We start from the raw sequence: 13,100 nt of genomic DNA, 5'->3' as shown, positions 1-13,100 counted from the left end.
GCCCTCGGATGACCCTTACAGTAAGCCGCGACCTCCACTTCAAGGAGGTCGCCCGCAGTCATGTCTTCTGGATCGGCCTGATCGTCTTAGTCGCGACCGCCGGATACACCCTCGTCGGGTATCTGGAGCTGCGCGGCATGCGGGCCGGGGTGCTCGACCTGGCGATCTTCGACCAGGGGGTGCGCGGCTACTCGGAGTTCGGGTTGCCGACCTCGGTGACCAAGGAGTACCTCGACGGCTTCCACAACGAGGGGTTCTCGCTGCTCGGCGACCACTGGTCACCGATCCTGGCGCTGCTCGCCCCGCTCTACTGGATCAACGACGGCCCGTTCTCGCTGATCTTCGCGCAAGGGCTGCTGTTCGCGCTGGCGGTGCCGCCGCTGTGGCTGTTCACCCGCCGTCGACTCGGCGCCGTCGCCGCCTATCTGGTCTCCTTCGCGTACGTCGTCAGCTGGCCGATCGCGCAGGCCGTCGAGTTCGACTTCCACGAGGTGGCGTTCGCGCCGATGTTGATCGCGTGGATGGTCGAGCGGCACGACGCGGGCCGGACCCGCACCGCCATTGTCATGGGCGCCCTGCTGCTCCTGACGAAAGAGGACATGGGCCTGGTCATCGCCGGATTCGGGCTCTACCTCCTGACGCGCGGCAGGTTCAGGGCCGGAGCCGCGCTTCTGGTCGGCGGGGTCGCGGCCGTGCTGGTGGCGACCAAGGTGCTCATCCCGTTCTTCGGCGGCCGCGACGGCTTCTACTGGCGCTACGAGGACCTCGGCGACGGCCCCGCGTCGGCGCTGGTCCAGGTGCTCACCCACCCGATCCAGACACTCGCGCTGCTCGGCAGCCCGTCGGACAAGCTCGTCACGATGGGCTGGCTGCTGCTGATCGTGCTGGGCGCGTGCCTGCTGTCGCCGCTGGCCCTGCTGTCGCTGCCGCTGCTGGCCGAACGCATGCTGTCGTCGTATCCCCACTGGTGGGGCGTCCCCTTCCACTACAACGCGTTCCTGGTCATCCCGCTGTTCCTGGCCGCCGTCGACGGGATCGCCCGGTTCGGCCCCCGGATCCGGGTGACGTGGGCGGCCGGGGCGCTGGTGGCGGGGCTGGCGACGATGCCGCTGTTCGCGTACGGGACGATCGCGGCGACCGAACTCGGGCCCGATCCCGCCTATGTGACCATCGCGCGCAGGGCCGTCCAGACGGTGCCGCCAGGGCCGATGGTGGCGGCGGCGCTGCCGCTGGGGGCGAGCCTGACCGCGCGGAACCCGGTGATCCTGTGGGAGCCGGAGCCGTCGTACGAGACCCCGCCGTGGGTCGTGGCGTTCACCCGCTGGAAGACGACGCCGTTCGACAGCGTCGAGGCGCAGGTGGCCGAGGTCGAACGGCTCCGCTCGACGGGCTACCGGACGGTCTTCGATGAGGGCGGCTTCGTCGTCCTACATCGTTTCGCATCCTTTTGACCTGGGAAAACACGATTTATCGGGGCTGATATCCGCCTCATTCTTCGCAGGTCTCCGGGGTCGCATCATGCTGGTCGAAAACAGAACGGGCAACACCGTCTGGTTCGGGCTGTACCACCTGAACGACAAGCTCTACACCGCCACCACGTTTCCGTGGGGGGCCCGCCAGAAGCTCGAACCCCACCAGCGGCGCGACTTCTCGCCGAAGTTCGACCGGCTCCAGGTGGTCTTCTGGAACCAGGGCGCCTTCGGCGACATGCTGCACCGACCGCGTTCGATGCGGATGACCGAGGTCTCGATCGACAAGGACACCGACGGCTACTTCGTCTACAACCATCTCGGCGACCCCGCGCCGATGGACAAGGTCGAGCACTTCGTCGTGCTGATGCTGGAGAACCGGTCGTTCGACAACCTGCTCGGCTGGCTCTACTCCGACTCGGGCAACGTCCCGCCGCGGAATCTGCCGGAGCCGGCCGACGGCAAGCCCTACTACCTCGGTCTCAAGGAGAAGGCCTACTGGAACACCGTTCCCGCGAGCGCGCACGACACCGCCAAGGAGAGCGACCGGGTCTACGTGCGGAAGGGGGCACAGAACGACAGAACACCCGACCCGAACCCCAGCGAGATCTGCGGCTCGTTCGTGGAGCAGATGTTCGGCACCGCCACCCCGAAGTCGGGACAGCAGCCCGACATGTGGGGCTTCCTGGCCAACTACAAGGCCCACAAGAAGCCGCCCAACGCGAACGTCATCATGGAGTGTTACACCCCGGACCAGGTGCCGGTCATGAGCCGGCTCGCCGAGCAGTTCGCCGTCTGTGACCGATGGTTCGGCTCCGTCCCCTGCGAGACCTGGCCCAACCGCTCGTTCCTGCACGCCGGCACCTCGTTCGGCCGTCTCAACAACTGCAACCAGCCCGGCACGGAAGATTGCATTCCGAACGTCCTGCCCTACGCCGGGAAGCGCACCATCTGTGACGTGCTGGACGAACTGGGCATTCGCTGGCGCGCCTACCAGGACGCCGCCCTGGTCGGCACCCTGCTGAGCGGGCAGTTCTGGACCGTGCCGCAGAAACTGAAGTGGCAGGCCAACAGCACGCTCTTCCTTCCGGAAGACCTCAGGCTCAAGCTCCCCCCGGAATACATCTTCATCGAGCCGTCGTACGGGCTGGACAACAATGACCAGCATCCGCCGCACCCGGTCGCCAACGGCGAGCGGCTCCTCGGCAGGATCTACCAGATGCTCTCCACCGGCCCCCGCTGGAACAGGACCGTGCTGATCATCACCCACGACGAGCATGGCGGCTGCTACGACCACGTGCCCCCGCCTGCGGCCATGCCGCCGGACGGTTACGCACCCCAGTTCCCCGTGGGGGAACTCAACCCCTTCAGGGTGTACGGACCGCGGGTGCCCGCCATCGTGATCTCGCCGTTGATCGAACCGGGCACCGTGTTCCGTGCGCCGGATCAGGCCTGGCTCCGGAACGACGACGACAACGGCAACCGCTTCCCGTCGCAGGGCGGCCTCGTCAACTTCTACGTCGACACCAACGAGCTGATCTGCCCGCCCGGCCGGGTCGTCACCGGCATGGCCCTGCGCCGCAAGGCGCCCCCCGGTTCCGACGGCAACCAGGTCGCGCTGAAGCTGCAGCACTCCAAGCCGGACGGCTCCGACCCGCAATGGCTGGAGAACACCGACTGGAACGGCAACTACGCGCCGCAGCGGGGCGGCCTGGGCCCCTTCCACGCCGACACCAACCCGCTGATCTGCCCGCCCGGCCGCGTCATCACCGGCATCGCCTTCCATCAGAAGGCCCCGCCCGGCCACGACCCCGCCACCGGCGACCGGATCGCGCTGAAGCTGCGGCACTCCAAGCCCGACGGCTCCGACCCGCAATGGATGGAGAACCCCGACTGGAACGGCGACTACGTGCCGCAGCAAGGCGGCCTGGGCCTGTTCGACGCGGATACCAACCCGCTGACCTGGCCTCCGGGCGCGTTGCTCGGCGTGGCGCTACGGCAGAAGGGCGCCGGCCACCTGGCGCCGGAGGCGCTGACCGTCGGCGCCGAGTTCGACCACACCTCGGTCCTCGCGTCGCTCCGCGACTGGGTCGGCGCGCGTCCGGACATGCTGGGCCCCAACGAGCGCATCAGAAGGGCGCCGACGATCTGGCCGGTGCTGACCCGGACCAGGCCCCGCGCCGATGTGCCCGAGCTGCCCGAGCCCGTCGCCGCCCCGGTGGGGCTGAACGGCGACCGGCCCACCGCCCGGCAGATCCAGATGACCGCCATGGGCGAAGCGGAGCGGATCGTCATGGACGAGGCCGTGCACGCCAACGGTCAGTCCCCGGAGTGGTGGGCCCTGCGGATCGAACAGATCGCGCAGGAGACCACCGCCCACCTTGAGAACTCCGTCGAAGCGGGCGGTCTGCCCCCGGAGCTGACCAGGGAGGCCTAGAACTCCTGCCAGGTCGACTCGTCGGGGACCGGGCGGACCTTGCCGCCGATGACGCTCTCCAGCGGGCGCACCACCGTGCCGTGCTTCTTGCGGGTGTCGAGCCAGGTCAGGAACTCGTCGAGCAGCTTCTCGGTGGTCGAGTAGTCGCCGCAGACGCGGGCGCAGACCTTGTGGATCACCACCGGGAGCAGCCCCCCGCCGGCCCGCTCGGCCGCCGTGACCTGCTTCTTCAGGTCGGTCAGGGTGGTGTCGTGGTTGACCGAGCCGTAGGTCCGGACCGAGTAGAGCTGTGCGGGGCGGGCCGACTCGACCGGGGCGCAGTAGCCGCACGTGCCCAGCGCCAGGCCGCCGACGGTGCGGGCGGCGTTGTAGCCGCAGAACCGGGCCGCGTGCTGGGAGTCGCCGTTGTTCGCGCCGAACGGGTAGGCGAACGTGGTGACCGGGATCTTCAGCTTGAGGAGGGCGGCCCGGTCGGCGCAGATGTCGACCCGCTGGTCGATCGCGGTCAGATCGGTCAACCGCACGTGGTGGAGGGTGTGACCGCCGATCATGTGGCCCTGGCGGACGAGGGTCCGCACCTGGCCGACGGTCAGTTTGCCCTTGGCGTCGAGGTCGCCGCTGTTGATGTAGAACGTTCCGCGCACACCGTGTGACCGCAGGATCTGCGCGGCCTTGAAATGAGTGCTGTCACCGTCGTCGAAACCGAGGGCCACCACAGTCTTGACCTTGTGTTTCGGTCGTGCGGCCTCTGCGGGACCGGCGACCAGCACCATCGGAAGGAGCGTTCCCAAAAGAACGCCCACTGCTCCTAAGCGGAGCGAAGACCGCATGACAGGACTCCTGTGTTCAATTGGTGGGAGAGGTACCAAGGCTAGCGGCTTCTGCCCAGAGAACCGGATGCTAGACCCAATCGGTACATAGTTCACTTGCGTATGAACAGCACCAGCATCAGGCCCGGGGACCGGTCCGGCTCCCAGGTCTGGACCGGCTCGAACCCGAGCACGGTGAGCGACCTGAGCTTGGCCGGAGCGACCCGGCCGAGGTCCTCGACGCCCCGGGCGGGGTTGCCGCGCCAGATCGTCCACACGCGGGTGGCCTGGCTCAGCACGTGGTTCAGGTCGCCGCGTTCGGCGAACCCGAAGGTGCCGGGGACCCGGCTGGCGCCGCGCCGCAGCACGTCGGCCGGGAAGCCCTCCGCCGAGCGGCGGTAGTAGAGCACCCCTTCGCGCTGCGGGGCCTGGCCGTAGATCACCACGTCGCCGGGCCGGTAGGCGCGTTCGATCGTGTCGATGACGAACGGGTAGTCCTCGCGGCGGCCGTCCTGGGCCCGGTTGAGGGTCAGGTCGGGCAGCGCGACGATCCCGCCGACCAGCAGGAGCGCGACCGCGGCGGGTGGTCTGACCTGGGCCAGGGCGAGTCCGGCCAGCAAGGCGAGGGCGGGGGCGGCGGCGAAGAAGTAGCGGTCGACGTACAGGGGCATCGCGACCCAGGAGACGGCGAACAGCAGCAGCGGGGGCAGCAGCAGCCACACCCAGAGCCCGCTCCGCCAGGGCTTCAGCGGCGTGCCCGACCCGATCACCGCCGCCCCGATCAGCAGCAGCGCCAGTGCCGTCGACCCGGTCAGCGCGCCCGGCAGGCCGGTGAACGTCTTCCAGTCGGGGCGTTCGATCCAGCTCACCGCCTGACTCTGGAGAGTGCCCAGCACGACCAGCCCGGCCCACGGCACCAGCCCGATCCCCGCGTGGATCAGCCACCTGCGCTTGGAACGCCAGGCCACCAGCAGATGCGCCGGCAGCACCAGCACCGCCATGAGGTGGGTGCACCCCAGGAAGAGCACAGTCAGTGTGTACGTCACCCACGGCCGACGCCCGGTCCCGTCGATCGCCCGGTGGAGGGCCCAGAAGGAGAGCACCGCCGCCAGCGCCGCGAAGGCGTAGGGCCGGGCGTTCTGCCCGTGATACGAGGTGAACGGCAGCAGCACGAACACGACGGCCGCCCAGATCCCGGCCGCGCGTGAGCCCAGACGACGGCCCAGATCGGCCAGCAGCCCGGCGGTGACCCCGACGGCGAGGGCGGTCGGCAGCCGCAGCCACCACAGGTCGTCGCCGAGCTTGGCCCAGAAGTGCATGACCGTGTAGTAGGGCAGGAAGTGGGCGTCGATGTTCTGCGCGAGCTGCCACAGACCGCCGAGCGACCGCGTGATCGCACTGTAGGTGGCCAGCTCGTCGTTCCACATCGAGGGCGTGGAGATCCCGGCGACCATCGCGGCGGTCCCGGCCGCCCCCGCCACGAGCGGAACCGCGACGTCTGCCCTGGCCTCCCGTTTCACCTGGCCTGATGTCTGTACGTCGAGGTCGAGCACCGCTGCATCTTATGGGTTCGGGCGGATCATGGTGATCCACGTCGGTTTGCCGTTGCTGCTGGCGAGAACATGGCGTTCCCACCCTTCGCTGCCCATCGGCGGGCCTTTCTGGGTGAGGGTGGCGACGACGCCGCCGATGTTCTCGGTGGCCTCCGCGACCGATTCGCCCGGCTTCAAGATGAGAACGTCACATCTGGTCAGGAACTGGTGGGCCGGGTTCACGGAGGTGCCGACCAGGGTGCACGGCGTGGTGACCCCGGCGTCGATCATCTTCCGGACGAACGAGGCCTGGAACTGCCTGAGCGGATAGTCCTGGCCCTTCACCGCGTCGAGCGCCACGAACTGCACGACCAGGTGAGCGGCCAGCAGCACCGCGAACGGAGGTCGGAAGCGGATCACGGTCGCCGCGACGGGGATCATCAGCAGGCCGTAGGCGGGGAGCAGGAACCTCGGGGCGGCGTAGTCGACCAGGAACAGATAGGGCGCGGCCATCGCCAGCCCCGCCAGCACCGGGACCGGCCACCGCTTCACCGACACCAGCGCCAGCACCGGCAGGGCGATCCACCAGATCAGCAGGTAGGGCCGGTCGAGGGGGATGTCGCAGGGCCGGCAGAAGGCGGGGCCGTTGGCGGCCTTGAACTCGTACCAGAACCCGGGCGCGGGCGCGATCCCGCCCTGCACCTCCCCGGCCGCCGCCCACCGGTGGAGCAGAGATCCGAACGAGGTGTACGCCTCCACCACCCACGGCACCATCCCCAGCACGGCCGAGACGAGAATGGTCGCGGCGGCGGCCCACTTCCGCCAGAGCAGCGCCGTGGGACCGGCGATCACGCCCAGCCAGAGCACGTCGCTGGGTCTGAGCATCGCGACCCCGGCGAACCCGGCCGCGAGGCCCGCGTACGCGGCGAAACCGCCGTGCTCCCGCACGACCAGCAGCGAACCGATCGCCAGCACCGCGCCGTAGGCGACGTAGAGGTTGGGCATGACCTGCGGCCCGTACCAGACGGTCACCCAGAGCGTGGCGAACAGCCCCGCCGCCAGCGCCGTCACACCCGGCTTGAGCAGCTTCGTCCACGGCAGGAACGCCAGGAACAGCCCCACGGCCGCGACGATCATCATCCACCAGCGGATCGCCGCCGGGTCGGTGGTGAAGTGGACGATCGGCGCCACCAGCCAGGTCACGCCCCTGGCCCGGGGGGCGGAGAAGACGGCGTCCGGCACACCGGGGGCGACCTGGCTCGTGTAGACGGCCTCGTCCCATTCGAGCGTCATGTCCGCCGGGACCAGCACGGCCTGCAGGACGAGATAGCCCAGCGCGACCAGGCCCAGCAGGGGAACAGGACGGGACAGCATCGACTTACCTTGTCGTAAGCCCAGCAACCTGCGCAAATGGCAAACTGATCGGATGCGTCAGGTAAGTGCCGTGGTGACCTGCGGCGATACGGAGTTCGGCAGGTTCGGCCCGGTCGAGATGCCGACCCCATGGTGGAACGACGTCGCCCCGGTCGTGACCTGGCTGAACGGCCTCCTCGGGGTGCCGGTGGCGGTGCTGCGCCTGGTCGACGTCGAGGGCGGCAAGTTCATGCGCGACGGCCACGTGACCTACCACGCGGAGGCACTCGCGAACCCGCCGGCCAACGTTGAAGCCTGGGAACACCATTCAATCGACGCGAAGCCATCGTCAGACCCCTCGGTCCACCTCGCGGTCCGGGAATCGATACCGCTCGGAGAACGCTTCGTCGCCGGAGACGAACCCCTCCGCGCCTCGTGGGCGACCGTGGAAGGGCTGCGCGCGGCCCTCGACTGGGCGCTGGCGATCACCGGGCCGAGTGAGGTCCGCCAGGTCAAGACGTGGAACCTGGCCGGGCTCTTTCATCTGCCGGGCGCGAACGCCTGGCTGAAGACCACTCCCCCGTTCGCCGCTTCGGAGTCGTCGATCATCTCCGCGCTGGCGGCCGTGGACCCGACGCTGGTCCCTCAGGTTCTGGGTGCGGATCCGGCCCACGGCTGGATGCTGCTGGCGCACATCCCCGGCGAGGACTGCTGGAAAGCGGCTCCGGAACTGGTGACCTCAACGGTCCACCGGTTCGCCCGCGCCCAGCAGAAGATGATCACCGGCATCCCGGCGAGAACGCCCCAGCTCGGACAGGCCGGCGCCGTGGAGAGAGCACCGACCACGGACGCCTCGCTGCATGATCTGGCAGATCGCCGCCGTATCCTCGCCGCCGCCGAGCGCCTCGCCCCCGTCCCCGGGTCAGACGATCTTCTGACGCAGGTCCCCGCCCTGGAAGAAGAACTGGCGGCGTGCGGACTCCCGTACACGCTGGTTCACGGGGATTTCCACCCCGGCAACTGGCGCGCCGTCCCCGGCGGCCCGGCCGTGGTGCTGGACTTCGCGGATGCGCATTTTGGGCATCCGGCCACCGACGGGCTCCGGCTCCAAGAATGGGTCGGGACCGCCGACGCCTGGATCGACGCGTGGTCGCTCCCGGGCGCCGACCCCCGCAGGGCGCTGGAGGTCGCCGCACCCCTGGCCGCGCTCACCCAAGCAGTGCGCTACCAGGAGTTCCTGGACAACATCGAGCCCTCGGAACAGCGGTATCACCGAGGCGACCCCGAAGAAGCCCTGGAGAACGCCGTTACGGCGTTTCGTCGCCTTCGACCCGCATGACGCTGGCCACGGCCCGCACGATGTCGAGCTCCCGCAGCCCCTCGACCGTGGTGGAGAGAGCGGCGTCGGAGGCCCGGTGGGTGACCAGCACGAGCTGGGCGTCGTCGCCGCGGCCCTCCTGGCGCACCGTCTGGATCGACACGTCGTGCCGGGAGAACATCTCGGCCACCGTCGCCAGCACGCCCGGCTTGTCGGCCACGTCGAGCGACACGTGGTAGCGCGTCACCGTCTCCCCCATGGGGTGGACCGACAGGTCGGCGTAGACAGACTCGGAGGGGCCACGCGTCCCGGCGATGCGGTTGCGCGCGACCGCCACGATGTCGCCCAGCACAGCCGACGCGGTCGGCGCGCCACCGGCGCCGGCGCCGTAGAACATGAGACGCCCGGCCGACTCGGCCTCGACGAACACGGCGTTGTAGGCCTCGCGGACCCCGGCCAGCGGATGGGTGCGGGGAATCATCGCCGGGTGCACCCGGACCCCGATCGACCGCCCGTCGTCGGAGCGGGCGCAGATGGCCAGCAGCTTGATCACGTAGCCCATCGCCTTGGCCGACGCCACGTCGGACGCCGAGACGCCGGTGATGCCCTCACGGTGGACGTCGGAGGCGGTGACCCGGCTGTGGAAGGCGATCCCGGCCAGGATGGCGGCCTTGGCGGCGGCGTCGAAGCCCTCGATGTCGGCGGTCGGGTCGGCCTCGGCGTAGCCCAGCGACTGGGCCTCCTCCAGCGCGTCGGTGAACGAGGCGCCGGTGGAGTCCATCTTGTCGAGGATGTAGTTGGTCGTGCCGTTCACGATGCCGAGCACCCGGTGGACCCGGTCGCCGGCCATCGACTCGCGCAGCGGGCGGATCAGCGGGATCGCCCCGGCGACGGCGGCCTCGAAGTAGAGGTCGGCCTTGTTGGCGGCGTGGAGGGTGGCGCCGTCTTCGGCGAGCAGGGCCTTGTTGGCGCTGACGATCGACTTGCCGCCGGCCATCGCCGCCAGGATCAGGGCGCGGGCGGGCTCGATGCCGCCGATCACCTCGACCACGATGTCGACGTCGGGGCGGGTGACCAGGGCATGGGCGTCGGTGGTGAGCAGCGCGGGGTCGAGGTCGACCTCACGCTTGCGGCTCATCTTGCGGACGGCCACCCCGGCGAGCTCCAGCGGCGCGCCCACCCGGGCGGCCAGGTCGTCGGCCTGCTCCTGGAGCAGCCGGGCCACCTGGGAGCCGACGACCCCACAGCCCAGCAGCGCCACTTTGACGGGTTTACTCACAGCTGCCCCCTGAGCAGGTCTTCTTCAGTCTCGCGTCGCACGATGACTCGTGCGGAGCCACCGGCGACCGCGACGACCGCGGGCTTGGGCAGGTAGTTGTAGTTGCTGGCCAGCGACCGGCAGTAGGCGCCGGTGGCGGCCACCGCGATGAGGTCGCCGGGCACCAGGTCGTCGGGCAGGTAGAGGTCGCGGACCACGATGTCGCCGCTCTCGCAGTGCTTGCCGACCAGGCGCGACAGCATCGGCGCGGCCGTGCTCTCGCGGGAGGCCAGGCGGGCGGTGTAGTCGGCGCCGTAGAGGGCGGTGCGGACGTTGTCGCTCATGCCGCCGTCGACGGAGACGTAGGTGCGCAGGCCGTCGACGTTCTTGACCGTGCCGACCTCGTAGAGGGTGATCCCGGCGGGGCCGGAGATCGAGCGGCCCGGCTCGACGGTCAGGCGCGGGACCGGCAGGTTCCGGCTCCGGCAGACCGAGACGACGATCTCGCGCAGCGCGTCGGCGATGACCTTGATGTCGGGGGCGTCGTCGCCCTCGACATAGGGGATGCCGTAGCCGCCGCCCAGGTCGAGTTCGGGCAGCTCGACGCCGTGTTCGTCGCGGATCTGGACCAGCAGGCCGGCCAGCCGGCGGGCGGCCACCTCGAACCCGGCCGTGTCGCTGATCTGGGAGCCGATGTGGGAGTGGAGGCCGACGAGCTCGAGCGAGGGCAGCGCGAGCACCATGCGGGCGGCCTCGGCGGCGGCCCCGGAGCTCAGCGACAGGCCGAACTTCTGGTCGTCGTGGGCGGTGGCGATGAACTCGTGGGTGTGGGCCTCGACGCCCACGGTGACCCTGATCAGCACCTTCGGCCGCACGCGGTGCTTTTCGGCCAGGTAGCCGAGCCGGGCGATCTCCTCGAAGGAGTCGACGACGACATGGCCGACCCCGGTCGTCACGGCCAGCTCCAGCTCGGCCAGCGACTTGTTGTTGCCGTGCATGGTCATGCGCTCGGGCGGGAAACCGACGCTGAGCCCGACGGCCAGCTCACCGGCGCTGCACACGTCGAGGCCGAGGCCCTCCTGCATGATCCACCTGGCCACCTCGCGGCACAGGAACGCCTTGCCGGCGTAGTGGACCTCGCCGTCGGAATAGGCCTGCCGGAACTCTCTGGCCCGGGACCGGAAGTCTTCCTCGTCGACGACGTAGAGAGGCGTTCCGAATTCTTCAGCCAGGTCACGGACGTCGAGCCCGCCTATCGTGAGCGATCCCGCGATGCGCTCGGACGTTCGCGGCCAGATGGCCGGATCGAGGGAGTTCAGGTCGGCCGGAGCGTGCGGAGGGCGATCCTCCGGCATCTGTTCGGCATGCCGGTCACCGGCGGGATGGGCGAATCGACTCACCCGAAGCAGGCTATCCGACTCAGCACGCCCCCTGAGACACGTGCCCACCTAGCGAGACGTGACGAAAAGTGGAAAAACCATGGTTAAGCGCCCGGAAGACGGGATCGATTCCTGTTGGGCGCTATGTCCGAAAAGAAATCACCGGTTCCTAGATCCGTTCCGGCAGCCGCTCCGCGCTGATCGCCGCGAGCACCCGGGCCACCGCGTCTCCGGTCCCGACCCGGGCCGCCAGCGCCCCGGTGAACGCCGCATCCCCCCTTGGCAGGGGGTTCGCGGCCTCGAACGCGTCGTGATAGCGCGCGGCCAGGTGCTCGGCGAAGGTCTTCCATTTTCTTGTACGGCTCCGCCTGCGGCTGGGCAGTTCCGCGAGCAGTCGCACCACAGCCCGCCACTCAGGGGTCAGCGCGTCCCAGTCGGGGTCCGCGGCGCCGGCCCACCGATGGGCCCAGTGGGCTCGCGCATGGGCGTAACGGACCACGAAACCCGCGTTCGCCCAGGTCCGGGGGAAGTCGGGCCAGGTCTCCCCGGCCAGTCTCTCCGGATGATCGGTCAGCAGATCCCAGGGATACTCCCCCACGACCACCTGTCCCCGGACGAGAAAGGTGGCCTCGTCGGCCCAGTCGCCGACCGGGATCATCCGGGGATCCGCCCGACCACGCGCGCGTACATCCGCGTCGGGGCCACGATCGCGGTCAGGAAGCCCGGCAGGGCCGGGAGGTCGACCGCGAAGCGCTGGAGTTCGGTGTAGAGCGCCTCGGCGGTCGGGGGGCGCTGGTCGGCGGACTTCTCCAGCAGCGAGGTGACCAGATCGGCCAGCGCGCCGGGAACGTTCCGCACTCTCGGTGGCCGTTCCTTCACCTGGCGTTCGTAGACGGCGTAGTCGGTCGGGCCGGTGAAGAGCTGGCGGCCGGTCAGCATCTCGTGCAGCACGCAACCCAGTGAGTAGAGGTCGCTGCGGGGGTCGGCCACGCCGCGTTTGATCTGCTCGGGGGCCATGTAGGCGGGCGTACCGAGAATCTGGCCCGTGCGCGTGAACTGGCCGGCGTCGGCCTCACGCAGGATGGCCAGGCCGAAGTCGAGGACCTTGACCGTCCCGTCGGGGCAGAGCATCAGGTTGGTCGGCTTGAGGTCGCGGTGGCAGATCGACAGCGCGTGGGCGGCCGAGAGCACGGCGCAGGCCTGGGCGGCGATGGCGGCGGCCCACGGCACCGGCAGCGGGCCGTGCTCGCTGACCACGTCGGCCACCGTGACGCCCTCGATGAACTGCATCACCTGGAAGAGCCGCTGCTCATGGGTGCCGAAGTCGTAGAGGACGGGAGCGCCGGGGTGGTCGAGGCGGGCCAGGATGCGGGCCTCGCGGATGAACCGGCGTTCGAGCTCCTGGTCGGGGCCGCCCGGGAGCCGGAGGAACTTGACCGCCACCTTGCGGTCGAGATGCCTGTCATGGCCGCCGTAAACGGCGCCCATCCCGCCCTGGCCGAGCGGGAGGTCGTCCAGTTCATAGCGGTCACCGATGACCATGTC

10 protein-coding genes are annotated in these 13,100 nt (G+C 69.6%); 3 read left to right on the top strand and 7 right to left on the bottom strand.

Annotated elements, in window-relative coordinates; translation table 11 throughout:
• Nucleotides 1–8 precede the first annotated feature (8 nt).
• Together AW272_RS32185 and AW272_RS32180 are read left to right on the top strand one after the other, a co-directional pair.
• On the top strand, nucleotides 9–1,451 hold the full coding sequence (locus AW272_RS32185) for a DUF2079 domain-containing protein (RefSeq protein ID WP_083958945.1): 1,443 nt from the start codon (nucleotides 9–11) through the stop codon (nucleotides 1,449–1,451).
• A 67-nt stretch (nucleotides 1,452–1,518) separates the two neighbouring features.
• Nucleotides 1,519–3,906 (top strand): alkaline phosphatase family protein, encoded by a 2,388-nt coding sequence (locus AW272_RS32180; RefSeq protein ID WP_066373224.1) that lies wholly within the window; start codon nucleotides 1,519–1,521, stop codon nucleotides 3,904–3,906.
• On the opposite strand, the gene AW272_RS32175 is transcribed toward AW272_RS32180, so the two are convergent.
• The 3 genes from AW272_RS32175 to AW272_RS32165 form a co-directional block, all read right to left on the bottom strand.
• Nucleotides 3,903–4,679 carry a polysaccharide deacetylase family protein gene (locus AW272_RS32175; RefSeq protein WP_066373223.1) on the bottom strand — a complete coding sequence of 259 codons (777 nt, stop codon included), beginning with the start codon at nucleotides 4,677–4,679 and terminating at the stop codon, nucleotides 3,903–3,905. The genes AW272_RS32180 and AW272_RS32175 overlap by 4 nt on opposite strands.
• 149 nt (nucleotides 4,680–4,828) lie before the next feature.
• Nucleotides 4,829–6,268: a glycosyltransferase family 39 protein gene (locus tag AW272_RS32170; RefSeq protein WP_066373222.1), complete on the bottom strand. Its 1,440-nt coding sequence runs from the start codon at nucleotides 6,266–6,268 to the stop codon at nucleotides 4,829–4,831.
• 9 nt (nucleotides 6,269–6,277) lie between these two features.
• The gene (locus AW272_RS32165; protein WP_066373221.1) at nucleotides 6,278–7,621 is read right to left on the bottom strand and encodes a hypothetical protein; all 1,344 of its coding nucleotides are present in this window, start codon (nucleotides 7,619–7,621) and stop codon (nucleotides 6,278–6,280) included.
• Nucleotides 7,622–7,673: 52 nt separating this feature from the next.
• Here AW272_RS32165 and AW272_RS32160 point away from each other — a divergent pair, with 52 nt between their 5' ends.
• The gene (locus AW272_RS32160; protein WP_157518946.1) at nucleotides 7,674–8,939 is read left to right on the top strand and encodes a phosphotransferase family protein; all 1,266 of its coding nucleotides are present in this window, start codon (nucleotides 7,674–7,676) and stop codon (nucleotides 8,937–8,939) included.
• On the opposite strand, the gene AW272_RS32155 is transcribed toward AW272_RS32160, so the two are convergent.
• The 4 genes from AW272_RS32155 to AW272_RS32140 form a co-directional block, all read right to left on the bottom strand.
• A complete protein-coding gene (locus AW272_RS32155) occupies nucleotides 8,908–10,197 on the bottom strand; it encodes a homoserine dehydrogenase (RefSeq protein ID WP_066373217.1) in 1,290 nt (429 codons plus the stop codon). The two genes, AW272_RS32160 and AW272_RS32155, sit on opposite strands and share 32 nt — an antisense overlap.
• Entirely contained in the window at nucleotides 10,194–11,576 is a 1,383-nt protein-coding gene (lysA, locus tag AW272_RS32150) for a diaminopimelate decarboxylase (RefSeq protein ID WP_066373216.1), read from the bottom strand. The genes AW272_RS32155 and lysA overlap by 4 nt, the downstream gene beginning before the upstream one ends.
• A gap of 148 nt (nucleotides 11,577–11,724) precedes the next feature.
• Complete coding sequence (locus tag AW272_RS32145) at nucleotides 11,725–12,213, bottom strand: hypothetical protein (protein WP_066373214.1); 489 nt, start codon at nucleotides 12,211–12,213, stop codon at nucleotides 11,725–11,727.
• Nucleotides 12,210–13,097, bottom strand: coding sequence for a serine/threonine-protein kinase (locus AW272_RS32140; RefSeq protein ID WP_066373212.1), 888 nt, complete (start codon nucleotides 13,095–13,097; stop codon nucleotides 12,210–12,212). The genes AW272_RS32145 and AW272_RS32140 overlap by 4 nt, the downstream gene beginning before the upstream one ends.
• Between the last annotated feature and the right edge of the window lie 3 nt (nucleotides 13,098–13,100).

The organism is Herbidospora mongoliensis (assembly GCF_001570545.1).
Lineage (GTDB): Bacteria > Actinomycetota > Actinomycetes > Streptosporangiales > Streptosporangiaceae > Herbidospora > Herbidospora mongoliensis.
Note: the sequence above shows the minus strand (reverse complement) of the source record. Positions and strands in the feature narration are given on the sequence as shown.

What these genes read in the sequence shown, in the direction of transcription:
- AW272_RS32185 (WP_083958945.1), top strand. Translation starts at nt 9, where the DNA reads ATGACCCTTACAGTAAGCCGCGACCTCCACTTCAAGGAGGTCGCCCGC.
- AW272_RS32180 (WP_066373224.1), top strand. Translation starts at nt 1,519, where the DNA reads ATGCTGGTCGAAAACAGAACGGGCAACACCGTCTGGTTCGGGCTGTAC.
- AW272_RS32175 (WP_066373223.1), bottom strand. Translation starts at nt 4,679, where the DNA reads ATGGTGCTGGTCGCCGGTCCCGCAGAGGCCGCACGACCGAAACACAAG.
- AW272_RS32165 (WP_066373221.1), bottom strand. Translation starts at nt 7,621, where the DNA reads ATGCTGTCCCGTCCTGTTCCCCTGCTGGGCCTGGTCGCGCTGGGCTAT.
- AW272_RS32160 (WP_157518946.1), top strand. Translation starts at nt 7,674, where the DNA reads ATGCGTCAGGTAAGTGCCGTGGTGACCTGCGGCGATACGGAGTTCGGC.
- AW272_RS32145 (WP_066373214.1), bottom strand. Translation starts at nt 12,213, where the DNA reads ATGATCCCGGTCGGCGACTGGGCCGACGAGGCCACCTTTCTCGTCCGG.
- AW272_RS32140 (WP_066373212.1), bottom strand. Translation starts at nt 13,097, where the DNA reads ATGGTCATCGGTGACCGCTATGAACTGGACGACCTCCCGCTCGGCCAG.